Consider the following 24,728-nt stretch of genomic DNA (forward strand, 5'->3'; position numbering starts at 1 on the left):
TCCAAATGAAGGATGGAGGGAGTAGACTAAAAAATTTCGGGAAATTAGGCCCGATAATTTACAACCGATAACTAAAACTGATAACCGTAAACATACAACCGACAATCAACTCTTATCAGCCATCACCGCTCATTTTTCAAGATAAGTGAGCTCGTACTCTATTCCACAATATCTAAACAATAAAAATGCCCCTTATGCTTAACATAAGAGGCTATTTTTATTATTGATATTGGAACTTTTCCACTTTCCATTGTTCAGGAGTAAATGCTTTTATATGTACAGCATGAATTTCACCTGAAGCTAAAAATGGTTTAGTTGCACGCATTATATACTGCTGCTTTTTAAGTAAGCTCATATCAGTAAATAATTCAGATACTGCAACAATAGTTACATGGTTTGATTCTAAAAATACTTTAAAATCAATTAAATCTAATTTTTTTAATTCTTCACCAATACGAGAGATTAAATCTTCCACTTTAATTCCTTAAAAATATGGAGCTAAATAACCTTCTAAATCGTACAAAGTAGAGTAAACTTTAATTTTTTCAGCACCTAAAATTTGTACTTGTTTAGTTTTTAGTTGGTTATCTTGTTGTATATAACGCAATAAAATAAGTAAGAAAGCAAACCCTGACGTATCTAAGTTCTTACAACAAGTAAAATCTAATTTAAGATTATCTCCGGTAAGAGTTTTTAGCTCTGCTTTTAATTTAGGAAGATCTTTTTCTAATTGTGCAACTTGTGCATGCCCAAGATCTTGACCTAAAACAAGAGTTTGCTCTTTAGCTAAAAATTGATACATAATTTAAACCATTTTATAAAGTTACAACAAATTATTTAGCTTGATCTGTGTAACTGTTTAAAATGTTGTTCATGTTTTTACGTACATAGTCAGTTAAACCAGTTACACCGCTTTGACGTAAAATTTGTTGCCATTCGCTAGCTTTAGTACCAACTAAAGAAATACCTTGAGCTGTAAAGTCAACGATACCATAGTTGTTATTTAAATTAAACATTTTGAAAACAATATTGTACGTTGTGTTTTTAGCGTTAATGTTTACAGCAGTATTTGCGAATTTGCCTTGAATAGTAGTTGCACCCATTGAAGTAGTTTCATTTGTATAGAATGATAAACCTTCAATGTAAGCGTTTACCATGTAATCAGAGATTACACTTGAGAACTCACTTAATTGTTCTTTAGTTGCTGAACGAGCGTAAGTATTTAATAAAGATAAAGAAATGTATTGGATGTTGAAAAACGGTAATACATTAGTTTTAATATCAGTTCTTAATGCTTGGTTAGAAGAGCTGATTTGACCTTTATATTTATTTAAAATGAAGAAAGTGTTGTCAATAGCTGCAGTTACCACTTTTTCTGGATTAGCGCGATCAACTGAACTTGGGCTTACTAAAGTGCTAGCACTTGCAAATGAACTAAATAATAAGCTAAGACTTACAAAGAATGATAATAAAAGAGTTTTTAGTTTCATTAAAATTTCTCCTATATTTACTTTGATTATTTATCACCAAAAGCAAATTTTGAAATTAAATCTTCTAAATCAACTGCTGAAACAGTGTTAGTAATTTTTGAACCATTGGTTAACATTGTAGTTTGACCAGGTAAGTCAAAACCTACACGTAAATCTAAGTATTTATCCCCAAGAATACCGTTTGTTTTAACTGATAAAGTTGAGTTATCAGGGATATCATTGTATTTACTTTCAATACGTAGAACTGCTACAGGCTCATAAGTTTTTGGATCTAATTCTAAGCGCTCAACAAAACCAATGTTTAAACCACCAATTTTTACAGCTGCATTAGATTTTAAACCATTAACATTAGTAAAGGTTGCTGATACAGTGTAGTAATTTTTGGTACTTGAGCTGAATTTAAAACCTACGTTTAAGGCCATGTAAATAAAACAGCCTATAACAAATAAAATAAATAAACCTACAAAAAATTGTACTTTTGCAGAAACTCTCATGTTTAAATTCCACTAAATTAATAAACTTACGTTTAACCGAATAAGTAAATGGTAATTAGTAAGTCGATAAAAAGGATTCCTAAAGAAGATATTACCACTGTATCAGTAGTAGCTTTCGATACCCCTTCTGAGTTAGGTACTGAGCTATAACCTTTATACACGGCTACCCAAGAGATAAAAATAGCAAAAATAATCGATTTGTAAAAACCATGTAAAAAGTCACCCATAGTAGTGTAACTTTGTACAGATCCCCAGAAATCACCGACATCAATTTCTTTCCAATCAATACCTACAAATGCCGAAGCTAAGATACCCATTGCCATAAAGACAATAGTTAATAATGGTAAAGAAATAATTGAAGCCCAAAAACGAGGAGAAATAATACGACGTAAAGGATTTACCGCCATCATTTCTAATGAGCTTAACTGTTCGGTTGATTTCATTAACGCAATCTCTGCGGTTAAAGACGAACCAGCACGACCTGCATATAAAAGACCTGTTACAACTGGTGCTAACTCTCTTAACACTGAAATTGCAGTCATGGTACCAACAAATGATTCAGCTTTAAATTTAATTAAAACTTGGTAACCTTGAAGCGCTAATACCGCTCCAATGAAAAAACCTGCAATTAATACAATTGGTAATGATCTTACAGCAAGGTTATAAATTTGTTGAATTACTAAAGGGAAATGACGAAAATCAGGCTTAGCGATAATCGCTTGAAATAGCATTACACCTGAATAACCTATTTTAGTAATAAAATCAATAAACCATTGCCCAAGACGACAAATTAATTTATACATAAATCTTAAAAACTACTTACTTGCGTCAACTTGTAAAAATAGTTCACTTTGATAATCTGGTGCAGGTTTATGGAAACTAATCGGACCATCAGAAGAAGCTGTTAAGAATTGTAAAACGTATGGATCTTGACAGTTTTTAACTTCTTCAGCTGTACCTTGGAATAGCACTTTACCGTCCATTAAAATATAACAATAATCTGCAATTGTTAGTACCTCTTGAATATCGTGGGTTACAACAATTGAGGTTAAACCTGCTGTTTGGTTTAGATCTTTAATTAATTTAATGATAACCCCCATTGAAATAGGATCTTGTCCTGCAAAGGGTTCATCATACATAATTAATTCCGGATCCAAGGCAATCGTTCTGGCTAAAGCTACTCGGCGCTGCATCCCACCTGATAATTCTGAAGGATTTAATTCATGTGTTCCACGTAAACCTACAGCTTGTAGTTTCATTAGAACAATCATGCGAATAATTTCTTCACTTAAATCAGTATGTTCACGTAAAGCGTAAGCCACATTATCAAAAACACTTAAATCATTAAACAGTGTACCTGACTGAAAAAGCATACCCATGCTTTTACGCATTTGATAAAGTTCTTTTGTATTCGCTTTACTTACAGACTTACCATTAAATGTAATGTCACCCTTACTTGGAATTAGCTGTCCACCGATTAGTTTTAATAAGGTGGTTTTACCAATCCCTGACGGTCCCATCACAGCAGTAACTTTACCTCGTTCAAAATTTAAAGATAGACCGCGGTAAATAGGGGTATCACCACGATAGAAATCTATATCTTTAATTTCTACTATGTTATTTTTATTAGACATACGATAGAATTTGAATATGGAAAATAGTTATTTAGCTTAGTAATATAAGGCTAAATAAACTGTGTAGTTATTGTTGTTTTTGCTGTGCTTTTGTATTGCTAAATGTTAATTATATCATTTTTTTCAGACTACCAAGATAAAAGAATTTTGCTATCTCCTATATAAGTTATAAGGATATCTTCAACTTTTAACTACTTTTTGGCACAATTTTACGTATAACTACTTACAAACACTGCGAAAAAATATATAATAAAGGTAACGAATTTATGTAGGAAAGTTATGAGTATCGAATTAATTAAAAGCGAACTGCTTACAGCTCGTGACACTCTAGATCAAGTTATTAATAATCCAACTTTACTCAATCGTATTCAACAAGCAGCCGATCTGATTGTTGAATCACTAAAAAACGGTGGTAAAGTTATTAGCTGTGGTAACGGTGGTTCACACTGTGACGCCATGCACTTTGCTGAAGAATTAACTGGACGTTATCGTTTAGATCGACCAGCATATGCAGCTATTGCGATTTCAGATCCTTCACACTTAAGCTGTGTAGGTAATGATTATGGTTTCCCTTTTGTATTTAGTCGCTACGTTGAAGGGGTTGGACAAAAAGGTGATGTACTTTTTGCTATTACAACTTCAGGCAGCTCTGAAAATGTTGTAAATGCTTGCCAAGCAGCTAAGAAAAAAGGAATGAAAATTGTTGCTTTAACCGGTAAAGATGGTGGGCAGCTATTTAAATATGCAAATTTAACCGATGTTGAATTACGCGTCCCATATAACGGTTATGCAGACCGCATTCAAGAAATTCATATTAAGTTCATTCACATTTTAATTATGTTAATCGAACAAGGAATGGCAAAAAATTAATTGTCCTGATAGTTGTAGCCAGAAATGCATGCATTTCTGGCTTTTTCAATGAGAGAATTATTTAGGAGTTCTAATTAATAATTTAGTCAGGATTAAGCCAATTAATCCACCTAAAAATGTAGCTTCAACCCGATGTTCTGCTACAGCTAAAGGATTTCCTTTATACATTGAAATAATAATCACAATTGAGTTTGTTGCTAAAAAGGTCATAATCAAAGGATTGGCTTTTTGAAAACTAAAAACAATGGCCGTATTAATTAACAAGACTACAACTAATATAAAATTGTGATCATGACTTACATGTACTATTAAATCTGCTGATAAACAACCTAGCACAGCTCCAAAAAATCTTTTTATCGCTTGTAAATAGGTTTGTTTAAAATCAGGCTTACAAATCATTAGGGCTGCAATAGCAGCCCAATAACTATTACTTAAACTCAAGTAGTTAGCTATGGCAAGGGATAAATTTACAGCAATGACTACAGTATAAATGTAGCTGTTTCTAACTCTATTAGGTAAATCTACAGCAGGCGTAAGTGGCAAAGCTAAACTAACCTTTGGAATAATCTTTGCAACTATATAACTGGTTACTAACAAAATTGAGCCAGCTAGTAAAATAATACCACCTCGTAAAAGTGCATAGTTTAAATCTTGGTGATAGTAGCTAGCGACTAATAAAGCCACTACCACTTGCATGTTTATCCACCAAAAATTATTATCTATCCAGTTTAAGTAAGCGAAAGAAGCGCAAAGAATGGTTAATAAAAGATAAAATAAAGGTGAGTTAAAGCCAATCAAACTTCCAATAGTTGCAGCTAAAGCTGTAAATATAGTCGAAGTTATAATTACCCACCAACGACGGTTACGATGGCTGCGACTTGCTCCAAAGCCTAAAGATAACTGCGCACCTATTAAAAGAACTAAAATCTGTTGCCCCAGATAAATACCTAAACATGCACTAATAATTAAGGCTGGAGATAAGAGTATCGCTTCGCGCCAGTAAACTTGTCCTACAAATTCGATTATTTTATTTTTGAGGTTCATATTAAAAAGTCTCCTAGAGGTTATCTAAGAGACGTATTTTTATTCCGTTGTTTGTTCCTGTGCTGTCGCAAAGACATCAGTCCAATCTAAATCAGCAAAATCCTTCCATATCTCTTCGTTATCAGTTGGATTTCCTTCCTCAATTAACATATTAGTGTAATTATTAATTTTTTTAATAATAACCGGCAAACTTTGCACGACTGCATGCATATCGTTCGGACTAATTAGCAGCACATAAACATATTTGGCAAATAAATCATAATTAAGATCGTAAACCGTAGGATTTTTCAAACATACAAAATGCATCTTGGTATATTCCAATTCCGGAACTATACACCGCATTAATACAGTATTGTCATGAATATATTGTTTACCTTCACGATCTCGTTGCAAAAGCGCTAGTAAAACATTGTTTACTACTTCAGCTTTTGCACCACTAAATTCGCGTTTTAAAACCTCAACCAAAATTCCTTTTACTCTTTGTGAACTTAAATCTAAGTGAATAGAGTTAATATCAATCAGGGAAGTTAAACGCCAATGATGAGTCTTTAAACCTTTAAGAGTATATTTATTGCCGTCATAATCACAACCGTTTGTGATTTTCGCAAGCACTGTAGGTTTGACAACATCTTTAAAATCTGCTTTTAAAGCATGATCTATTTCATGGGTATTAGGATTTAGTTGCGCAATATAATTATCTACCAGATCTACCTGCCCAACCTCTTGTTTAACCGCGCATAAATCATAATTATTTAAAAAAATATGCGAAATAATATTTTGCGTAGTTTGTACGTTTTGCGAGGCTTTAAAAGGAGTTTTAAGGTCGGTAATAATTTTTACTTCTAAAGTACTAGGTAGATCATGACTTTCTCTAGAGTTTTTTAAGTTTAATTCACAATCTTTAAAACCAGTTGTATCTATAGACTGTAGCACTTTACTATCAGTACTAACATTATGGTAAGTCGCTTGTAGATTTACGGCTTGTTCACCAGAATCTCTTTCGACCTGTATTGTCTGATAAGCGTTAGCTTGTAACTTATAATTATCTAACTCATAGGAAGAATTAAGAGTTTGATAGATTGCTGAATTAATAAACGTATCTTTTTTCTCGCTTATTTCATCTACATTACTATCAAGATTATTCGTTTGTTCTTTACTTTCGTTAGATTCTTTTGTGCTTAAGTTAGCAGCTTGCGCTTGATACAGATAAGTACTTTTTTGTTTTAACGTATCTTGCGCTGGTTTTAAAGTTACAAGTAATTTGTGAATTATTTTATTTTCTAGAGGGGTACTTTGCTGATCTTCAACATCTGTAACTTCGGTTTTACGTACGACGACATGTGAATTATGTCGTCCTTTAAAAAAGCTAGGTAACGTAAAAACTTTTTTCAAACTAAACATGATGTCTTGTTTTATAAATAATCTTTAGGGATGTAAAGCTCTTGCACTAAATGGTTAGCTTTAACCTCTTCAGGGCTACCTGAAGCAATTACATGCCCTTGACCGATAATAAACGCTTGATCACAAATTTCGAGTGTAGCTTTTACATTATGGTCGGTAATGAGAATCCCAATGCCTAAGTTTTTCAGTGCATAGATATTGTTTTTAATATCTTCGACCGAAATTGGGTCAACTCCAGCAAAAGGCTCATCGAGCAGAATAAATTTAGGTTTAGCTGCTAGAGCGCGAGCTATTTCCACACGACGTTTTTCTCCACCTGATAAAGCTTGCCCCATAGAATCCACAATATGCGTAATATGGAACTGCTCTAAAAGATTTTGCATTTCATCTTCACGCTGTTCTTCTGTTAAATCACTACGTAACTCTAAAACTGACATAATGTTTTCGCGAACAGTCAATTGACGAAAAATACTAACTTCTTGTGGTAAATAACCAATACCTAATTTTGCTCGATTATAAATTGGTAAATCTGTTATACAAACATCATCGAGAAAAATATCACCTGAATCAGGTTGTACTAATCCTACAATCGTGTAGAAAGTTGTGGTTTTACCAGCACCATTTGGTCCGAGTAATACAACAATTTGTCCAGAATTAACTTCTAAACTTACATCTTCAACGATTGATCTTTTACTATAAGATTTAGCGATGTTACGTATAGATAGTTTATGACTTTGCATATGGTAAAGATCAAAAAAGTTTTTAATTTGCACGACGATAATTATTAATTACCGTTCTTACTTGTTGATTCGACGAACCTGTTGCAGAAATATTACCAGATTGAGTGTTATAAGTAATTACTTTACCGGTTAAGGTATTACCTTGTAAAGTAGCCGTACTATTGTACGAAGTAATTAAGTTACCATTTACATCAAAATGTACTTCATTACTTACTAACTTAAATTGACGTTCGCTATTAGTAATTACTACAGGTTTGCCATAAGCAACAACAATACGTTTACCATTTTCAACGGTTACAACAATACGATCGGCATTTAGTCTGGTCGTATGATTTAAAGTTACTACCACATTACCTACAAACACCGAACGAATATTACCATTACCTTGTTGCTCTAGCTCTTGGGTATTTGAGGTAATAGTTAAAGTATTATTACCATTACTTTTAAAACTAGTTACTTGGTTAGTTTTAGTGGTTACTGTTTCATTGGTTGAAGAGTTTTCTGTATTGGTGCTTGTCTGCCCATTAGCAAGAGTACCAAACAAACTCATAAAACCAATTAAACCGAATAGAGGTATAGTTCTAAGAAATTTAGAAAACATAATTTTTATTAAAATGAGTATTCAGTGTTTACATTTCCTTCTAGAGTATATTGACTACTACGTAAATGGAATGTAAAACCTCCGGCATGAGTTTTAAATCCTTGCCCGTAAATAGTTAAATCACTTTTACTAGAAAGAATACTTTTATCTAAGTCAAAAATAGCATTCGTTAGATTAGCACGTGTAAATCTACTTGCTGGATTTAAAGTAAAAATATACAGAGGTTGAGGAAAATCGATAACATTACTTTTATAAATTGCACTTGAAGTATTTACAAAAATCGCGTCATGATTTTCTTGTTTATTACTACTAAATAAAAGAATATTTTTTAGCACAAAGCTTTGATTTTCATTTTCTCGTGTTACTTGTTCTGACAGTAGCACATATTCAGGTTTACCTAGAGGATCAAAGGTTGTCATAATACCGTTACTAATTTCCATTTGTGGTAAAGTTGCATCTACATTAGTAGCTACAGCTTCATCATCAATCATATTTAAACGGTAAAAGCCAATAGCAAAAGCTAAGAGGCAAAGTATAAAGATAATTCGTTTTTGTTTAAGCATTGCTTATTTTTCATTCCAAAAAGCTAGTAAAGCATCTTTCATATCACTACCTTTACCATTTGCAATAATTAGGAGATCACAAACTTCTCTTACTGCACCTAAGCCACCTTCATTTTGAGTAATGTATTTAACATAACTATTTACCATTGGATGACGATTAGGTACTGAAATAGGTAAGCCTACTACTTTGAAAGCTGAAATGTCGATAAAATCATCTCCCATATAAGCAACTTCTTCAGGTTTAAGGTTATATCTTTCCATTAATTCTAATAGAAACTTCCCTTTATCACTTACCCCAGCAAAAAAGTCATTTGCTTCAATATGTAAAATTTCTGCACGATGCTCTAAAGCTGCATTTGAACGACCTGAAACGATAGCAACGTGTAAACCGTAGTTTTTGGCACGTGCAATTGCATAACCATCTAAAACACTATAGCTTACGCCTACAGCTGTTTTATTATCATAATAATGCACTTGTCCATTCGTCATAATGCCATCATTGTCTAAAACTAAAAGTTTAATCCCTTTAAACAGATCAATGTAGTTTTTTGCATGTGCACGATAATCTAACATAATTTTCCTTAGTTGTTAAATCTGTAATACGATAAGAGAAATTAGATACCTGAATTTAATAAAGCGTGTTGATGAACTATACCAAGAATATTACCATTCTCATCAAGAATCGGTAATACCATAATACGCTTTTTCTCCATAATCTGAAGAGTATTGTAAGCTAAATCGTTTAATTTACCAAAAGTAAACTGTTTTGTCATCGCTAAAGATATTTCAGTATTGTAAATATCTTGATGATGCAGAATAAAACGCCTTAAGTCACCATCGGTAAAAATACCGAGACAAGGTTGTAATTCACTAGATTGAGGATCTTGGACAACAAGGACGCAACCTAAGTTTTTCTTTGACATAGTAACAAGACATTCTGAAATAGTAGCATTAGCTGCTACTAAAGGTAAATCATCTCCCGAGCGCATTAACTGCTCATTAGTTATAAGCAATCTACGTCCCAAAACGCCAAACGGGTGCGAAAAAGCGAAATCATTTTTGGAAAAGTGACGCTTATCAATTAAAGCTACTACTAAGCAGTCCCCTAAAACTAGAGTATTAGTTGATGAGGCTGTAGGAGCTAAATTGAGGGGGCAAGCTTCCTGCTTAACGTTTAAAGGTAAACATACATCACTATATTTACCTAATGTAGAATCTGGGTTATTTGTTAAACCTATAATAGGGATTTGAAACTTCTCTAAATATGGTAAAAGGCTGTTAAATTCAAAAGCTTCTCCAGAATTCGATACATAGAGTACCACATCTCCGGCACTAATCATTCCAGCATCACCATGCCCAGCTTCACAAGGATGCACGAAAAAGGCACTTGTACCAGTTGAAGCAAAACTTGCAGCAATCTTCTTAGCAATATGCCCTGATTTACCAATTCCCATGCATACAACCTTACCTTTACAATGTAAAAGTAAGTCACAAGCTTGTGTAAAGGCAGGAGAAGTTAAGGTCTGTTTAAGATTGTTTAACTGTTCAATCTCAATTTGTAAAGTTCTTAAAGCACTTTCAGTGTACATTGAGGTAAACCTCTATTTTGTCAACAAACTAATTTTTATGTAGCTCGACATCATTTTCACCAGGTGGCACTTCTTGAGATACTTCATCTACTTCATCCAAACTAATTTGCAGTGCGTCAAAAGATTCAATAATTCCGCTTACCTTTTGATATAAGCTATCGAAATCTTGGCATTCTGGATAAATTTGGAGAATTAAACGTAAGAAGTCGCTCGAAAACTCATTCATAGAAACTAAAGTACTTACATATGCTAATTGCATATAAGAGATTAGTTCTACTTTACCTGATAAATAGGCTTCTACATCTTCGTATGATAGATAGTCACTTGGAATATCATTATCAATATAAACTCTTAATAGATGTAAGAGATTAGCTGCAAAAACTGTAAAGTTATTATCTGCTGGCTTACCTTGTTGTTTTAGGTAATCTTCATCTATTTTAATTTTTTCAATAATCTCATTGGCTATATATAAGAAATAACGAGTATTTATAGATATAGCGCGATTTGCAATGTATTCATCGATATTTTCTTTTTTGAATACTTGCTTTAAATAATTTTTAGTTTGTTCTGGAAAAGGCTTTTCAGCAAAGCTAGCTACTTTATCTTTATCTACATGTAAGATATAGGGATCAGTTATTAAAAGTAAATACTTATAATAAGATCCTAAAAAGGCGTTGCCTTTTGACGAAGCATATTCGGTTAGCATTTGGGTAATACCCATTTGCTGCTCATTCGTAAGTAAGGTTAGACCTTGTAAATAATTTATTAAGGTAGTTGCCGTACTATTGAACTTATCTACATTATTATAATCAACTAAAGCTGAAAACTGTGCTGGCTTTTCTAAAACTTTAGTTAAGCAATGATTAAATTCTAATTCTAGATCAATATTTTGACAATATTGTTGTAGATAGATCTTGGCTACAGCTAAGTTTTCGTCTTCTTCAGTTTTTTCAACATTAGGAGCTAAATTTGGAGCTAAGTCGATCTCGGTTTGCTTAGGATTACTTAATTGGATATAAGTAAAATTAGCTTTATGTATTTGTTGGTCAAAAGTGCTAGTTTGAACAATTACCGGTCCGGCTTTATGTTCTGAAAATTCTTTTTTTATTCTAAAGATTTCATCAAAAGTATAGTAAACCAAAAGCACAGCTATGGCTATTGGAAAAATAATTAGAATAAACTTATTAAAAGTATTTATTCCTGCAAATTTCTTTCTTAGGCCTTTAAACATAGTAATTCTCGTGAAGTAATAAAGATTATCTTAAGCTTAAAAATAAGACCATGCTCAAATATTTCTAGATATTGAACATGGTCTTATTTTTATGTTACTTAGAACTACTAATAATAAATTTTATTTAGCTAAAAGTGAATTGAAATAATCAAACGATTGTTTGTTTTTATTAATTACTGTTACTAAGTTTTTATTTAACTGTTCTAAGTTTTCTTTAATGTGCGCTGAATCTTCATTTTTCGCATTAGCTAAGTAAGTATTAAATACATTTAGTAATTGCGTATCTAAAGCAGCATAAGCCACATTATATTTTTGTTGTAAACAATTAATTACATCACCAGCTAGTTGGTAATTTACTGAACAAGTAGTGTCGTATTGTACTAAAGCTACGTTTAGATTTTTTAGTACACGAACCATGTTTTGGTAACTTTCGTATTCGTAAGTAGATGTTTTAACATCTAAACCAAAATCTTTTTGTCCTAGGAACTGGTGGATAGCAAAGAAGTTATCTGTTAATTGATTTAAACCACGTGTTAAATCTGTTAAGAAAGCAACTTTTTGATCTTCAGTATAACTTGCGATATCAGTATTTTTTGCAATACCATTCGTCCAAGCTAGTGTACTAATACCCTCTTGTAAGTTTTCTTGTAGATTTCTTAAAGTATCAATGTAGAAAATTACAATTTCAGAGTTAGTAGCATTACGTACATCTTCAACGGTTAAATAAACTTCGTTTAATAATTGTTGAGTTTTTGGCGAATCTTCAACTTTAGCTAAACGATATAAGTAATTTTTATATGAAGTTGAAAGTAAATTGTAATTGCTTAAAGTTTTTACGTAGTCACCATTGTAAACATTAGGAATAGTGTATTCTTCATCTAAGTTTACATAATCAATTGGTGAATATTGCGCGTTTACATTTGCTTGAGGACGTTCGCTGCTAGAAGTTGTTTGTTGATTATCAACTGGCTTTACAACTTCATTAACTTTATCACAAGAACTTAAAAATAAGCTAGAACTAATTAAAAGTGCTGCTACAGGTAAAGTAAGAAATTTTTTCATAGAGATGTAAATTTAATTCAGCAAGTTATCTATATAAATGTTGCTAATTGTAAATATATTCAGGGCTTTCCTTATTTAAGAACTAAGAAGAGCTCTTTCTCTAAATTAGAAAATCGATGTTCTGTTACTTAAATTAAGGAATTACTTACAACGAAGAGAACTTCGCAGTAAGCTCGCATTTATACATTATAGCATTGATAAGGCATTTAATTGGAAAACTTTAGCATCCTAGAGCCTTTAATCTACAAGCTTATTCTAAAAAGATATTGTTAAATGCGCTGACAAAATTTTAGAGCTAAGTGTTAAATCTCTTAAGATTAAATAAAACGGTGTAAAAACAAATCTTTGTTCAATTCTTAAGTAAAAAGTTTCTTATTATTCCTGTTACCATAATTAGCAATTACCACCTCACCAAAACTGATCAACTCGATCACAAATCTCAAGTTTTTATTTTGCAAATGTGCAAAGTTTGACAACTAATAAATTAGTAATTTAATAAGTTATTACAGAAAAAGTAAGTGAATAACCTTAACCTATTGATATAAAGACCTAAATTACAAAAACAACTTTAATCTAGCGTGTACTGTTAATTAAAATTACTTGCTTTTATTCTGCTTTTTCAAAAACTATACTCTTTTACTCAACTATTAACTTTTTATAAGATTATAATCGTTAAAAAATTGTTTACTCTTTTACTTGCTTTTACTATATTTGCCCTATAATTGTCAATCTTTACAAATAAAGTGCCAACTGCGTCACAAAACCGAAAAATTATTAAATTTTTTTCTAACACATATTTGCACTTAATCTTTTGAAAATTAATAAATTCGCATTTTTATACGTAAAAACTTGCATTTTGGGGACTTGTCATTTGATGATATACTATTGGCGGTTTGTTATTTTGATTAAAATTAGACAAAAACTTATTTTTCGATCAAGATAATATGACCCAAAAATGTACTTTTGACTTACTAGGTTTAAACCTTATATGTAAGTTATAAGTCATTATAGTAATATGATCGATTTTTGTTAGTTATAACAGCAATCGATCTTATTTAACTAGCTAACAATAATTGGGGACGACTTATGTCATCTGGTAACGGTAGTGAATTAACGTTCGAAAGTTATCTTGAGCACCACTTACAATTTTTAACCGTTGGTGAAAAGGGTACTTTTTGGACTGTTAACTTAGATTCACTTATAGTTTCATTTGGACTAGGTATCATTCTTGCTTTAGTTCTTCTATGGCAAGCACGCAAAGCCTCTTCTGGCGTTCCAACTAAATTCCAAGTTGTAGTTGAAATGTTTATTGAATGGGTTAACGGAACTGTAAAAAGCTTCATTCACTGCGATGTGAGACTCTTTGCTCCATTAGCAGGTGTAGCTTTCTTATGGATCTTTGCTATGAACCTAGTTGACTTAATTCCTGTTGACTGGATTCCTAAACTTGTAGCTTTAATTACGGGTAATCCTGATATTCACTTTAGACCTCTGCCTACAGCAGATGCGAACATTACCTTTGGTATTGACCTAGCATTATTCATTATTATCATTATCACAGGGTTCAAATCTAAAGGTTTAGGTTACTATCGTAATTTTGCCTGTGCACCTCTTCCGGGTTTACTAGCTGTGCCAATTAACTTATTCTTAGAGATCTTAGGCTTCTTTGCTGAGTTCTTATCTCTATCTTTACGTCTATTTGGTAACATGTTTGCCGGTGAGATTATCTTTATTCTAATTGCAGCAATGTTTGGCTCAGGTATTGCTTTTGCTATTGGTGCACTACCTTTAAGTTTCTTATGGGCACTGCTACACATTTTAGTAATCACATTACAAGCTTATATTTTCATGATGCTTTCAATTGTATATCTATCAAAAGCTTGGAATAAAGATCACTAATTTGGAATTAAATATTTTCCTGGTTAGTTTAACTGTATTGTGAAATAACCTAGTCAATTTGTATTTCATTATTAATTTAATATTTCATTTTTTACGTTAAGGAACATTAAAATGGATAATCAAACTTTAACAGATGCTTATAAAGTGTTAGCTGCAGCTATTATCTTTACTGGTTCATCAATCGGTGCTGCTTTAGGTCTAGGTATTTTAGGTTCTAAATATATTGAAGCTTGTGCACGTCAACCGGAATTAATTCCTACTGTTCGTTCTCAATTTTTCTTAGTATTAGGTCTTGTGGATGCTGTTCCTATGATCGGTTTAGCATTCGGTATCCTTTACGCATTCGGCGTTATCTAATATTAGGCTAATTAATTTTATAAACTTTAGGTATAAGTGAACCCTCATCCTTGTTCTATTTAAGGAGAAACAATGGATATTAATGCGACCCTCATAGGTCAATCAATAGCATTTCTGGTGTTTGTACTTTTCTGTTATAAATTTATTTGGCCTCCTATTTCTGGTGCTATTGAAAAACGCCAAAAAGAGATTGCAGATTCATTAAATTCTGCTGCTAAAATGCGTGAAGAAATAGTTTCAGAAAAAAATCAAGCAGATTTAGAAATCAGCAAAGCTAAATTAAAAGCTAAAGAAATTCTTAGCGAAGCAGAAAAACAAGCATCTCAAATCGTAGAACAAGCTCATGAACAAGCTACAGCAAAAGCTGAACAAATCATTGAGCAAGCTAATAAAAACTTAGCCCTTGAAGCTTCACGCGTAAGAAAAGAATTACGTGCAGAAGTTGGAGCTATTGCTGTACAAATTGCTGAAAAAATTGTTGAACGTGAGCTTAGTGCTAAAGACAATCAAGATATCATTGATAATGCTCTTAGCAAATTATAAACATTGGTCAAATACTTAAAAACCGACTTCTTGTTTATAACTTACAGAGAGATTTTTTATGGAAAACGTTACCACGATATCTCGACCTTATGCCACAGCTGTTTTTGAATACGCTATTGAACAAAGCGATAAAGAACAAGCATTAAATTTTTGGGGTAATGTTCTAGAAGCTCTAAAAGCTATCATGGAAGATGAAGTAGCTGTAGCTTTACTTGCAGAACATAGCGACTACCAAGAAGAGATTAAAAAGTTTGTGCTTGAGGTTCTACCTGAACAATTAGTTAATGAACATGTAATTAACTTCTTAAGTACGGTTAATGAACACTCTCGCTTTGCATACTTACCTGGTATTTGTGAGTTTTATCAAAAACTACGCGAAAACTATGATTTACCCGCTCCAGTTACAGTAGTAACAGCTCGTAAATTATCAGATGAACAAATTAAACAAATTGGTTCAGCAGTAGCAACAAAACTAGGTCGCGTTGTGAAGTTAGAAATTCAAGAAGATGCTTCAATCATGTCTGGAATTATCATTAAAACTGATGATTTCACTATTGACTGCTCAGGTCGTAAAACTTTAGAACAACTAAGTTCTCAAATTACAAAATAATTCATGTTGCTTAGTTCTGCTTATTTAAAGTAGATAAAGTAAATTTTGAGTTAACTATTTTCTTATTACAAATTAACGAATTTTGTAAATAAGTAGTTAAGGATAATTTATATGTCATCTCTTTCTGCTGTAGAAATCAGTCAAATTATTAAAAATAAAATTGCGTTATATAAAACGCAAAATGACTTACAAAATTCTGGTACTGTAATTTCTGTTAGCGATGGTATTTTACGTATTAACGGTTTAAAAAACGTAATGCAAGGTGAGCTAATTGCTCTACCTGGTAATCGTTATGCATTAGCGTTAAACCTTGAGCGTGATTCTGTCGGTGCCGTAGTACTAGGTGATTATGGCGATTTAAAAGAAGGCATTGAAGTACAAGGTACAGGTAAATTATTATCAGTACCAGTAGGTAATGCACTTTTAGGTCGTGTTGTAAATGCTTTAGGTCAGCCAATCGATGGTAAAGGTGAAATTAAAGCTGAAAGTTATAACCCAATTGAAGTTATTGCTCCTGGGGTTATTGACCGTAAATCAGTTGATACTCCTTTACAAACTGGTTACTTAGCTGTTGACTCAATGATCCCAATCGGTCGTGGTCAACGTGAGTTAATCATCGGTGACCGTCAAACAGGTAAAACCGCGTTAGCAATCGATACAATTATCAACCAAAAAGATTCTGGTGTTAAATGTATCTACGTTGCTATTGGTCAGAAAAACTCAACTATTGCTAGTGTTGTAAACAAATTAGAACAACACGGTGCATTAGAAAATACAATCGTGGTGGTAGCTTCAGCTTCTGAATCAGCAGCTCTACAATACTTATCACCATATGCAGGTTGTACTATGGGTGAGTACTTCCGTGACCGCGGTGAAGATGCATTAATTGTTTACGATGATCTATCTAAACAAGCTGTTGCATACCGTCAAATTTCATTATTATTACGTCGTCCACCAGGTCGTGAAGCGTTCCCAGGTGATATTTTCTACTTACACTCACGTCTACTTGAGCGTGCGGCTCGCGTAAATGAAAGTTACGTAGAACAATTTACCAATGGGGCAGTAAAAGGTAAATCTGGTTCTTTAACAGCCTTACCAATTATTGAAACGCAAGCTGGTGACGTATCAGCATTCGTTCCGACAAACGTAATTTCAATTACTGACGGACAAATCTTCCTTGAAACAGGTTTATTCCACTCGGGCATTCGTCCAGCGGTAAACCCTGGTATTTCAGTATCACGTGTGGGTGGTGCGGCACAAACTAAAGCAATTAAAAAGCTTTCAGGTGGTATCCGTACATCACTTGCACAATATCGTGAATTAGCAGCGTTCGCACAATTTGCTTCTGACTTAGATGATGCAACTCGTGCTCAACTAGATCACGGTTTAAAAGTTACTGAATTACTAAAACAAAAACAATATAAACCTAAATCAGTAGCAGACCAAGTTGTAATTCTCTATGCAATTGAACACAACTTCATTAAACAAGTCGAAGTTGATCAATTACTAGCTTATTCTGATGAATTAGTTCGTTACTGTAACTCTACAGCTCCAGAATTTATGGCTAACTTAAGCAAAACTGGTAGCTGGGATGACGCCACTATTGCAGAAGTAGATCGTTTAGTTAAAGAATTCCAATCTAAATCATCATTTGTAAAATAAGATTATTGAATTTTTATTAACTAGCTACAGGAATTGCATATGGCTAATACAAAAGAAATTAGAAGTAAAATTGCCAGTATTGAATCTACGCAAAAGATTACCTCGGCAATGGAAATGGTAGCTACTTCTAAAATGCGTAAAGCGCAAGACGCAATGACTCACAGCAGACCTTATACTTCTGCTTTACGAAGAGTTATTAGTCACATTGCTAAATCAAAACCTAACGCTTCAAATCCTTTTATTAAAGAGCGTCCAGTTAAAAGAGCATTATTTATTGTTATTTCAACTGACCGTGGTCTTTGTGGTGGTTTAAACATTAACCTATTTAAACGTGTTTTACATAGTTTAAATGAATATAACCAACAACAAATTCAAGTAGATTTAGCAGTAATTGGCGCTAAAGCAGCTGGGTTTTTCCACAGTGTAGGAAGTAAAATCGCTTATCAATTAACTGGTATTGGTGATCGCCCTGAAGCCGAAGTAACACTAGGCTTTGTACAAGGGATTGAAAAAGACTTCTTAAGTGGTAAATACGACATGATTGAATTATTTAGCAATAAATATATCAATACCATGTCACAAGAACCACGTAGAGAACAATATTTACCTTTACCACACTTACCTCAAGATGTTGACCAACTAGAAGATGGTAATAGTTGGGACTATATCTACGACGATGATAATGCCGAAGAGCTTCTTAAAGATTTAATTAGCCGTTATGTACATACTGTTGTACATGCACGTATTCTTGAATCTTTAGCATGTGAACAAGCTGCGCGTATGATTGCAATGAAAGCGGCTACTGACAATGCTTCAAAACTTATTGATGAGTTAAGTCTTGTATATAACAAAGCTCGTCAAACAAGTATTACAAACGAACTTAATGAGATTGTTGCAGGTGCTGCAGCAGTTTAATCATAAAGAATTAGAGGATTACCAATGTCTTTAGGTAAGATTGTAGAAATTGTTGGTGCGGTTATCGACGTGGAATTCCCACTAGACGCAGTACCAAAAATTTATGACGCTCTTGAAGTTCAAGATTTAGGCCATCGTTTCGTGCTTGAAGTTGAACAACAAATTGGTGGCGGTGTAGTACGTTGTATTGCCATGGGTCTAACCGAAGGTTTACGCCGTGGTTTAGCAGTTAAAAATACCAGTGCGCCAATTTCTGTACCAGTTGGTAAAGGTACTTTAGGACGTATTATGAACGTTCTAGGTGAACCAATTGATGAAATGGGTGCGATTGATAGCAACGAAGTTCGTTCTATCCACCAAAAAGCTCCAAGCTATGAAGAGCAAGCAAACTCAACAGAATTACTAGAAACTGGTATTAAAGTTATCGACTTAATTTGTCCATTCGCTAAAGGTGGTAAAGTTGGTCTATTCGGTGGTGCCGGTGTAGGTAAAACTGTTAACATGATGGAATTAATTCGTAACATCGCGATCGAGCACTCAGGTTACTCTGTATTTACAGGGGTAGGTGAGAGAACTCGTGAAGGTAACGACTTCTATCATGAAATGAAAGAATCAAACGTTCTTGATAAAGTATCACTAGTTTATGGTCAAATGAACGAACCACCAGGTAACCGTTTACGTGTGGCTTTAACTGGTCTTTCTATCGCAGAACGTTTCCGTGATGAAGGTTCAGACGTTCTTTTATTCATCGATAACATTTACCGTTATACACTAGCGGGTACTGAAGTATCAGCTTTATTAGGTCGTATGCCATCAGCCGTAGGTTACCAACCTACTCTAGCTGAAGAAATGGGTGTACTACAAGAGCGTATCACTTCAACGAAAAAAGGTTCGATTACCTCTGTACAAGCTGTATACGTTCCTGCCGATGATATTACTGACCCATCTCCAGCAACAACGTTCGCTCACCTTGATGCAACAGTAGTTCTTTCACGTCAAATCGCTTCATTAGGTATTTACCCAGCGGTTGACCCTCTATCATCAACTTCTCGTCAATTAGACCCGAACGTAATTGGTGAAGAGCACTATAACGTTGCAACTGGTGTACAACACACTCTGCAAAAATACACCGAGCTAAAAGATATTATCGCAATTCTTGGTATGGATGAATTATCAGAAGAAGATAAACTTACAGTTGCTCGTGCGAGAAAAATTGAACGTTTCTTATCTCAACCATTCTTCGTAGCTTCAGTGTTCACTGGTTCAGATGGTAAATACGTACCTCTAAAAGAAACTATTCGTGGTTTCAAAGGTATTTTAGAGGGTAAATACGATGATATCCCTGAACAAGCGTTCTACATGCAAGGTACAATTGACGAAGTTGTAGAAAAAGCTAAAACTCTTGCTTACTAATTTTAGTCAGCGTTCATTTATTTCAAGCTAGCAGAGGTTAGTATGTCAGCAAGTACTATAGATCTTGTTATTGTTAGCCAAGATAGAGTAATGTATAAAGGTACTGTAGATTACGTTAACGTAACTGCTGAAGCTGGTGAATTAGGGATTTACCCTAAACACGCCCAACTACTATCTCGTTTAAAACCTGGAGTAGTAAGCTTTTATATTAATGGTGAACCTCATGCCATGTATACATCTGGTGGCTTTATTGAAGTGCAACCAAATATAGTTACCATTCTGGCTGACGTTGCTATCCATGCCGAAGAATTAGATAAAGAACGTATTCTTAAAGCTAAAGAAGCTGCAGAAAATCGTCTTTCTAACTCTAAGGATAGTGAAGATATTGATATTGTTGCCGCTAAACTTAAGCGCGAAATTGCTAAACTTCGTGCTTATGAATATATTAATATGCAAAAACACTAGCAACGAAGTAGAGGGAACTTTTTTAGTTCCCTCTTGCTTTTTGCTTAACTTGTGAATATTCTAAAAAATTGTTATAATTTTACTTATACTCTAGCTAGGATAAGCAGTTGTTTCCTTATATATAACTTCTAATTTTTAGTACTTATATATAAGTAAATACAGACAAAAAAGGAATACTTCATGGCTTTAAATTGGTTTAAAAATCTTTTTGGTAATAATGAAGAAAAGACAAAAGAACAAGCTTCAGAACAAAAAGATCAACAATCACTTAAGCAAGAGAACTCAAACGAACAACAAGTAGCACAAGCTACAGAACAAGTTAATGATCAAATTAGTGATCAAGCTAATGATCAAGCTCTAAGTACAGTAGAAGCTACTGCAAATGAGCTTGAACAAGATCAAGCTTTAGACAATCAAGTACAAATTGATAAAGAACAAGTTGATTTAGTAGAAAACAACGCTATAAAAGAAGAGCCTAAGTTAGAACAAAATACAGCTGATATTGATAAGCAAGAAGATACTACATCTGAACCAGCAGATAAACCTGCAGCACAAGAACACAATTTCTTAGCAGAACAAACTCCGGTTAAAGAGAAAAAAGGTTTCTTTGCACGTTTAGTATCTGGTTTATCAAAAACTGGACAAAATATTGGTGCTGGGATTTCTGCTCTATTTGTTGGGAAAAAAATCAATCGTGATCTTTTTGAACGTTTAGAAGAAAACTTACTGATTGCCGATGTAGGGATTGATACTACTGATAAAATTATTAAGAATCTTACTGATCACGTCAAAATAACCCAACTTAATGATGCTCAAGCTCTATATGAGCAACTAAAAGTTGAATTAAAAAGCATTGTCGAACCTTGCGAAAAACCACTTGAAATTAAAGATCATAAACCATTCTTAATCTTAATGATTGGGGTAAATGGTGTTGGTAAAACTACTACTATTGGTAAGTTAACCAAAAAATTACAGCAAGAAGGTAAAAGCGTTATTTTAGCAGCAGCTGATACTTTCCGTGCTGCAGCTATTGAACAATTACAAGAATGGGGTGATCGTAACCAAGTTCCAGTTATTGCCCAAAAACCAGGTTCAGATAGTGCTGCGGTTATTTATGATGCTTTTAATTCTGCTAAATCTAAAGGCATTGATGTTGTAATTGCAGATACTGCAGGTCGTTTATCTAACAAACAGCATCTTCTTGATGAATTAAGTAAAATTGTGCGTGTAGTACAAAAATTAGATCCTAGCGCACCTCACGAAGTAATGATTACTCTAGATGCTTCAACCGGTCAAAATGCGGTTGGTCAAGTTGAAGCATTTAATAAAGCTGTACCTATTACTGGTATTAACTTAACTAAACTAGACGGTACGGCTAAAGGGGGAGTGATTTTTGCAATCTGTGATAAATTCCAAAAACCTATCCGTTACATTGGTGTAGGAGAGAAAATCGATGATCTCCAACCGTTTAATGCTGATGAATTCATTAATGCACTATTTAAAGAATAACTGCTATGGCTCAAGAGACAAAAACTAAAACTGCAGATATAGATTTAAATACCACAACTAGTAGCATGACTAATGCTGCTTACTCTTCAGCCAATGTAAGTCCCATTACTACAGCTACGAGTAATCAAAGTAGTCAAACTACTAAACAAAAAGATAACCAAACTAATAGTCAAAATAGTGAAAGTCGTGGACAAGAAATTGTTTACTTTGTTGGCGGGGTACGTAAAGTACTAACTAAAGAAATCGAAGACGCTTTAATTAAAACTGCCAACGATTTAGAAATTGATATTAGTGAGCGTAAAAAAGCTTTTACAACCCTTTTACAAGCCTATACTAAATACATTGAACACTTAGTATACAAAGACTATAAATATTCAAACGTTGCTGATGAAGATTTAAATCAAGCGGCTTTTGAAGGCTTTGTTGAAGCTGTAAAAAATTACGATCAAGAAAAATCTAATGGTGGACGTTTAATTACTTATGCCTACCACCATATTAAGAAAAATATTTCTAAATTAGTAAATCAATTAGCTTACGCTACCAAAACTATCACAACCAAAGATGCTTCATTAGCAAAAACTGCAATTTTAAAAATTCGTGCTGAACGTCCTTTAACAAATAAAGACTACGAAGATATTGCTAAAACTCTTAATAACAAAACCGCGAGTTATGTAAGAAGTATTGAAGGGGCTTTAACCAAAGCTACTTCATTTGAAACAGATGCTGGTGATGATGACGAAAACGTTTACAACCCATCAGCATTTACTACCGATGAAAACTCTGATTTTGCTAAACAAGTAGAGGAAGATGAAACTTCACGTAATTTACGCGAAGCTTTCTTCGAAGCTTTCCATACGCTACTTGATGAAAGAGAGCAATATATTATTAAAGTACGTGTAGCTGAAGACTTCTTCCCAGAAGTTAAAGAAAAAGCTACTTTAAATGAAATTGCAACTAAATTCAATCTTTCTAATGAACGGGTACGCCAAATTGAGCTTAAAGCAAAACAAAAACTTTCAGAAGCTTTAGCCCAATTCCGTCCTGATCCAGAATAAATTTAAGGGATAGAGTTATCTATCCCTAATTTTTTTGTAAAAGTTTGCAACTTTTTCGGTTTTCATTTGTCTAAGTACTTGTAATATTTGACAAATAAGAAGCATGGCTGAAATAAGCAGGGTATGAAGTCCTTGTTTTAATAACGGTTAATTTGTGCAAATTATAAAATTTTAGTATAATAAAACAGAAACTGTATGAAAAACTACAGTTGTTCCCCGAATTCTAGCCATGATTTTGGTAAACCAAAATTATTTTTTAAATTTATAAAACTTTTAAGAAAATAATTTGTCTAATATTATAGAAATAACGAGCTACGACAGATTGCTTAAAAGTTTTTGCCTTTAGTATTATTGAGACATCTCATGTCAGAGCAAAGCTTAAAGCAAATTGATGATAATGATGAAAGTTTGCATCAACAAGAACTTAAGCTTATCGACCGTATCAAAAGCGGCGATATGAATGCTTTTGGGATCTTAGTAACGAGATATCAAAACCGCCTAATCCAATTTCTGCTAAAGAAATATGGTGATAACGGCTTGGTCGAAGATGTAGCACAAAACGTTTTTGTTCTCGCTTACCGAAGATTAGATTCATTTCAAGGTAAAAGTAAATTTTTCACTTGGCTATGTACCATTGGTATTCGCCAAATGTTAAATGCAATTAGCGCTCGCAGTCGCCGAGTTAGTTTAACCTTTGAATCAGATATTGATTACGATGGTTCTTATGTTGATCTTCAAGAAGATAAAACGAACTCAATTGAAGAGACTTTAATTGCAGATGAAAATCGTATTATTCTTGAAAACTTACTTCATCAAATACCAGAACATATACTTAAACCTTTTTTAATGAGAGTTGAAAAAGGACTTAGTTATAAAGAAATTAGTACAGAACTAGATATTACCGTAGACTCTGTACGCTCACGCATCAATCGCGCAAGAATAATGTACAAACAACTCTTAGAAGAGAATGATGTACTATCTAAACTTTAATAAAAAGAATATTTTATGAGCGTAAATCATCTAATTAACATTGCAGATGAATTAGCAGCAGGAAAAACTTCATTAAAAGATCTTTTTTATGACCAACTAATTACAGACATCTTAACTTTAAAAGATAAAGATGTTGATGTAACACCTGATGAAGAATATTACGTTCCTACTGAAGATTGTTCTAAATTCGCAAGCTTTGATTTCACGCAAAGCGTTATGGCAAGAATTGCAGCTCAAGAAGATGTAATTATTGATAGCGAATTTGATGATCTAGAATTAGATTCATCTGTAGACTTACCACATATTACTTTAGAGAATATGGCTAAACCAACATATGAGTACGGTGCTAATCTTAACACCAATACCCATGTGCAACGTGGTGCTTTCTTTAGCCAAGCTGTAGAAGAAAAAGCTGCAGATAACTCTCAAGTAGCTAATAATTCACAAGCTAGTGATGTGGTAACTAAAACATCAATTTTTAATCGCCGTAATCTTTTCGGTGCAGCTTTAGCATTTATTGCTACATTTGCTACTGTAGGCGTATTTAATAAATTAAACGAGCAATCATCATTTAGTACTATTGCTTATACA

28 protein-coding genes are annotated in these 24,728 nt (G+C 33.3%); 13 read left to right on the forward strand and 15 right to left on the reverse strand.

Features of this window, described 5'->3' with window-relative positions; genetic code table 11:
* Nucleotides 1–220: 220 nt before the first annotated feature.
* Genes CKF58_RS01905 through CKF58_RS01930 form a run of 6 tightly spaced genes read right to left on the reverse strand, consistent with a single transcriptional unit; the run spans nt 221 to nt 3,618 of the window.
* On the reverse strand, nt 221–475 hold the full coding sequence (locus CKF58_RS01905; RefSeq protein ID WP_119530301.1) for a BolA/IbaG family iron-sulfur metabolism protein: 255 nt from the start codon (nt 473–475) through the stop codon (nt 221–223).
* 9 nt (nt 476–484) lie between these two features.
* The gene (locus tag CKF58_RS01910) at nt 485–802 is read right to left on the reverse strand and encodes a hypothetical protein (RefSeq protein WP_119530302.1); all 318 of its coding nucleotides are present in this window, start codon (nt 800–802) and stop codon (nt 485–487) included.
* Nucleotides 803–833: 31 nt separating this feature from the next.
* A complete protein-coding gene (locus CKF58_RS01915; protein WP_119530303.1) occupies nt 834–1,490 on the reverse strand; it encodes an MlaC/ttg2D family ABC transporter substrate-binding protein in 657 nt (218 codons plus the stop codon).
* A gap of 26 nt (nt 1,491–1,516) precedes the next feature.
* Nucleotides 1,517–1,984: an outer membrane lipid asymmetry maintenance protein MlaD gene (gene mlaD, locus CKF58_RS01920; RefSeq protein ID WP_119530304.1), complete on the reverse strand. Its 468-nt coding sequence runs from the start codon at nt 1,982–1,984 to the stop codon at nt 1,517–1,519.
* A 32-nt stretch (nt 1,985–2,016) separates the two neighbouring features.
* A complete protein-coding gene (mlaE, locus tag CKF58_RS01925) occupies nt 2,017–2,787 on the reverse strand; it encodes a lipid asymmetry maintenance ABC transporter permease subunit MlaE (protein WP_119530305.1) in 771 nt (256 codons plus the stop codon).
* Nucleotides 2,788–2,799: 12 nt separating this feature from the next.
* Complete coding sequence (locus tag CKF58_RS01930) at nt 2,800–3,618, reverse strand: ABC transporter ATP-binding protein (RefSeq protein WP_119530306.1); 819 nt, start codon at nt 3,616–3,618, stop codon at nt 2,800–2,802.
* Nucleotides 3,619–3,897: 279 nt separating this feature from the next.
* Between CKF58_RS01930 and lpcA the strand changes: the two genes are divergently transcribed.
* Entirely contained in the window at nt 3,898–4,488 is a 591-nt protein-coding gene (gene lpcA, locus CKF58_RS01935; protein ID WP_119530307.1) for a D-sedoheptulose 7-phosphate isomerase, read from the forward strand.
* A gap of 57 nt (nt 4,489–4,545) precedes the next feature.
* On the opposite strand, the gene CKF58_RS01940 is transcribed toward lpcA, so the two are convergent.
* The 9 genes from CKF58_RS01940 to CKF58_RS01980 all read right to left on the reverse strand — a co-directional run bounded on the left by CKF58_RS01940 (nt 4,546) and on the right by CKF58_RS01980 (nt 12,719).
* The gene (locus tag CKF58_RS01940; RefSeq protein WP_119530308.1) at nt 4,546–5,532 is read right to left on the reverse strand and encodes an FUSC family protein; all 987 of its coding nucleotides are present in this window, start codon (nt 5,530–5,532) and stop codon (nt 4,546–4,548) included.
* A 39-nt stretch (nt 5,533–5,571) separates the two neighbouring features.
* Nucleotides 5,572–6,933 carry a hypothetical protein gene (locus CKF58_RS01945; RefSeq protein ID WP_119530309.1) on the reverse strand — a complete coding sequence of 454 codons (1,362 nt, stop codon included), beginning with the start codon at nt 6,931–6,933 and terminating at the stop codon, nt 5,572–5,574.
* A gap of 11 nt (nt 6,934–6,944) precedes the next feature.
* Nucleotides 6,945–7,673 (reverse strand): LPS export ABC transporter ATP-binding protein, encoded by a 729-nt coding sequence (gene lptB / locus CKF58_RS01950; RefSeq protein WP_119530340.1) that lies wholly within the window; start codon nt 7,671–7,673, stop codon nt 6,945–6,947.
* Between the two features lie 22 nt (nt 7,674–7,695).
* Nucleotides 7,696–8,274 (reverse strand): LptA/OstA family protein, encoded by a 579-nt coding sequence (locus tag CKF58_RS01955; protein ID WP_119530310.1) that lies wholly within the window; start codon nt 8,272–8,274, stop codon nt 7,696–7,698.
* Nucleotides 8,275–8,282: 8 nt separating this feature from the next.
* Complete coding sequence (lptC, locus tag CKF58_RS01960) at nt 8,283–8,837, reverse strand: LPS export ABC transporter periplasmic protein LptC (RefSeq protein ID WP_119530311.1); 555 nt, start codon at nt 8,835–8,837, stop codon at nt 8,283–8,285.
* 3 nt (nt 8,838–8,840) lie between these two features.
* Nucleotides 8,841–9,410, reverse strand: a complete 570-nt coding sequence (locus CKF58_RS01965) for a KdsC family phosphatase (protein ID WP_119530312.1) — start codon at nt 9,408–9,410, stop codon at nt 8,841–8,843.
* A gap of 41 nt (nt 9,411–9,451) precedes the next feature.
* The gene (locus CKF58_RS01970; protein WP_119530313.1) at nt 9,452–10,426 is read right to left on the reverse strand and encodes a KpsF/GutQ family sugar-phosphate isomerase; all 975 of its coding nucleotides are present in this window, start codon (nt 10,424–10,426) and stop codon (nt 9,452–9,454) included.
* 28 nt (nt 10,427–10,454) lie between these two features.
* Nucleotides 10,455–11,657, reverse strand: coding sequence for a hypothetical protein (locus CKF58_RS01975; protein WP_147397188.1), 1,203 nt, complete (start codon nt 11,655–11,657; stop codon nt 10,455–10,457).
* Nucleotides 11,658–11,777: 120 nt separating this feature from the next.
* Nucleotides 11,778–12,719, reverse strand: a complete 942-nt coding sequence (locus CKF58_RS01980; protein ID WP_119530315.1) for a hypothetical protein — start codon at nt 12,717–12,719, stop codon at nt 11,778–11,780.
* A 1,086-nt stretch (nt 12,720–13,805) separates the two neighbouring features.
* Here CKF58_RS01980 and atpB point away from each other — a divergent pair.
* From atpB to CKF58_RS02040, 12 genes are all read left to right on the forward strand, one after another.
* Nucleotides 13,806–14,618: a F0F1 ATP synthase subunit A gene (gene atpB, locus CKF58_RS01985; protein ID WP_119530317.1), complete on the forward strand. Its 813-nt coding sequence runs from the start codon at nt 13,806–13,808 to the stop codon at nt 14,616–14,618.
* A gap of 111 nt (nt 14,619–14,729) precedes the next feature.
* Nucleotides 14,730–14,975 carry a F0F1 ATP synthase subunit C gene (atpE, locus tag CKF58_RS01990; RefSeq protein WP_119530319.1) on the forward strand — a complete coding sequence of 82 codons (246 nt, stop codon included), beginning with the start codon at nt 14,730–14,732 and terminating at the stop codon, nt 14,973–14,975.
* A 72-nt stretch (nt 14,976–15,047) separates the two neighbouring features.
* Complete coding sequence (locus CKF58_RS01995; protein ID WP_119530321.1) at nt 15,048–15,518, forward strand: F0F1 ATP synthase subunit B; 471 nt, start codon at nt 15,048–15,050, stop codon at nt 15,516–15,518.
* 58 nt (nt 15,519–15,576) lie between these two features.
* Complete coding sequence (locus CKF58_RS02000; protein WP_119530323.1) at nt 15,577–16,128, forward strand: F0F1 ATP synthase subunit delta; 552 nt, start codon at nt 15,577–15,579, stop codon at nt 16,126–16,128.
* Between the two features lie 111 nt (nt 16,129–16,239).
* Nucleotides 16,240–17,790: a F0F1 ATP synthase subunit alpha gene (atpA, locus tag CKF58_RS02005; RefSeq protein ID WP_119530325.1), complete on the forward strand. Its 1,551-nt coding sequence runs from the start codon at nt 16,240–16,242 to the stop codon at nt 17,788–17,790.
* Between the two features lie 39 nt (nt 17,791–17,829).
* Entirely contained in the window at nt 17,830–18,705 is an 876-nt protein-coding gene (atpG, locus tag CKF58_RS02010) for a F0F1 ATP synthase subunit gamma (protein WP_119530327.1), read from the forward strand.
* Nucleotides 18,706–18,729: 24 nt separating this feature from the next.
* Nucleotides 18,730–20,118, forward strand: coding sequence for a F0F1 ATP synthase subunit beta (gene atpD / locus CKF58_RS02015; protein WP_119530329.1), 1,389 nt, complete (start codon nt 18,730–18,732; stop codon nt 20,116–20,118).
* 42 nt (nt 20,119–20,160) lie between these two features.
* A complete protein-coding gene (locus tag CKF58_RS02020; protein WP_119530331.1) occupies nt 20,161–20,583 on the forward strand; it encodes a F0F1 ATP synthase subunit epsilon in 423 nt (140 codons plus the stop codon).
* 180 nt (nt 20,584–20,763) lie between these two features.
* Complete coding sequence (gene ftsY / locus CKF58_RS02025; RefSeq protein ID WP_119530333.1) at nt 20,764–22,092, forward strand: signal recognition particle-docking protein FtsY; 1,329 nt, start codon at nt 20,764–20,766, stop codon at nt 22,090–22,092.
* 5 nt (nt 22,093–22,097) lie between these two features.
* A complete protein-coding gene (locus tag CKF58_RS02030) occupies nt 22,098–23,147 on the forward strand; it encodes a sigma-70 family RNA polymerase sigma factor (RefSeq protein WP_119530336.1) in 1,050 nt (349 codons plus the stop codon).
* A gap of 363 nt (nt 23,148–23,510) precedes the next feature.
* Complete coding sequence (locus tag CKF58_RS02035; protein WP_119530338.1) at nt 23,511–24,137, forward strand: RNA polymerase sigma factor; 627 nt, start codon at nt 23,511–23,513, stop codon at nt 24,135–24,137.
* A 15-nt stretch (nt 24,138–24,152) separates the two neighbouring features.
* A partial coding sequence (locus CKF58_RS02040) for a hypothetical protein (protein WP_147397189.1) occupies nt 24,153–24,728 on the forward strand: 576 nt, incomplete at its 3' end.

The sequence above is a fragment of the Psittacicella hinzii genome (assembly GCF_003585935.1).
Lineage (GTDB): Bacteria > Pseudomonadota > Gammaproteobacteria > Enterobacterales > Psittacicellaceae > Psittacicella > Psittacicella hinzii.

Excerpts from the sequence above, each read along its gene's own strand:
- CKF58_RS01910 (WP_119530302.1), bottom strand. The coding sequence starts at position 802 with ATGTATCAATTTTTAGCTAAAGAGCAAACTCTTGTTTTAGGTCAAGAT.
- CKF58_RS01915 (WP_119530303.1), bottom strand. The coding sequence starts at position 1,490 with ATGAAACTAAAAACTCTTTTATTATCATTCTTTGTAAGTCTTAGCTTA.
- mlaD (WP_119530304.1), bottom strand. The coding sequence starts at position 1,984 with ATGAGAGTTTCTGCAAAAGTACAATTTTTTGTAGGTTTATTTATTTTA.
- mlaE (WP_119530305.1), bottom strand. The coding sequence starts at position 2,787 with ATGTATAAATTAATTTGTCGTCTTGGGCAATGGTTTATTGATTTTATT.
- CKF58_RS01930 (WP_119530306.1), bottom strand. The coding sequence starts at position 3,618 with ATGTCTAATAAAAATAACATAGTAGAAATTAAAGATATAGATTTCTAT.
- lpcA (WP_119530307.1), top strand. The coding sequence starts at position 3,898 with ATGAGTATCGAATTAATTAAAAGCGAACTGCTTACAGCTCGTGACACT.
- CKF58_RS01940 (WP_119530308.1), bottom strand. The coding sequence starts at position 5,532 with ATGAACCTCAAAAATAAAATAATCGAATTTGTAGGACAAGTTTACTGG.
- CKF58_RS01945 (WP_119530309.1), bottom strand. The coding sequence starts at position 6,933 with ATGTTTAGTTTGAAAAAAGTTTTTACGTTACCTAGCTTTTTTAAAGGA.
- lptB (WP_119530340.1), bottom strand. The coding sequence starts at position 7,673 with ATGCAAAGTCATAAACTATCTATACGTAACATCGCTAAATCTTATAGT.
- CKF58_RS01955 (WP_119530310.1), bottom strand. The coding sequence starts at position 8,274 with ATGTTTTCTAAATTTCTTAGAACTATACCTCTATTCGGTTTAATTGGT.
- lptC (WP_119530311.1), bottom strand. The coding sequence starts at position 8,837 with ATGCTTAAACAAAAACGAATTATCTTTATACTTTGCCTCTTAGCTTTT.
- CKF58_RS01965 (WP_119530312.1), bottom strand. The coding sequence starts at position 9,410 with ATGTTAGATTATCGTGCACATGCAAAAAACTACATTGATCTGTTTAAA.
- CKF58_RS01970 (WP_119530313.1), bottom strand. The coding sequence starts at position 10,426 with ATGTACACTGAAAGTGCTTTAAGAACTTTACAAATTGAGATTGAACAG.
- CKF58_RS01975 (WP_147397188.1), bottom strand. The coding sequence starts at position 11,657 with ATGTTTAAAGGCCTAAGAAAGAAATTTGCAGGAATAAATACTTTTAAT.
- CKF58_RS01980 (WP_119530315.1), bottom strand. The coding sequence starts at position 12,719 with ATGAAAAAATTTCTTACTTTACCTGTAGCAGCACTTTTAATTAGTTCT.
- atpB (WP_119530317.1), top strand. The coding sequence starts at position 13,806 with ATGTCATCTGGTAACGGTAGTGAATTAACGTTCGAAAGTTATCTTGAG.
- atpE (WP_119530319.1), top strand. The coding sequence starts at position 14,730 with ATGGATAATCAAACTTTAACAGATGCTTATAAAGTGTTAGCTGCAGCT.
- CKF58_RS01995 (WP_119530321.1), top strand. The coding sequence starts at position 15,048 with ATGGATATTAATGCGACCCTCATAGGTCAATCAATAGCATTTCTGGTG.
- CKF58_RS02000 (WP_119530323.1), top strand. The coding sequence starts at position 15,577 with ATGGAAAACGTTACCACGATATCTCGACCTTATGCCACAGCTGTTTTT.
- atpA (WP_119530325.1), top strand. The coding sequence starts at position 16,240 with ATGTCATCTCTTTCTGCTGTAGAAATCAGTCAAATTATTAAAAATAAA.
- atpG (WP_119530327.1), top strand. The coding sequence starts at position 17,830 with ATGGCTAATACAAAAGAAATTAGAAGTAAAATTGCCAGTATTGAATCT.
- atpD (WP_119530329.1), top strand. The coding sequence starts at position 18,730 with ATGTCTTTAGGTAAGATTGTAGAAATTGTTGGTGCGGTTATCGACGTG.
- CKF58_RS02020 (WP_119530331.1), top strand. The coding sequence starts at position 20,161 with ATGTCAGCAAGTACTATAGATCTTGTTATTGTTAGCCAAGATAGAGTA.
- ftsY (WP_119530333.1), top strand. The coding sequence starts at position 20,764 with ATGGCTTTAAATTGGTTTAAAAATCTTTTTGGTAATAATGAAGAAAAG.
- CKF58_RS02030 (WP_119530336.1), top strand. The coding sequence starts at position 22,098 with ATGGCTCAAGAGACAAAAACTAAAACTGCAGATATAGATTTAAATACC.
- CKF58_RS02035 (WP_119530338.1), top strand. The coding sequence starts at position 23,511 with ATGTCAGAGCAAAGCTTAAAGCAAATTGATGATAATGATGAAAGTTTG.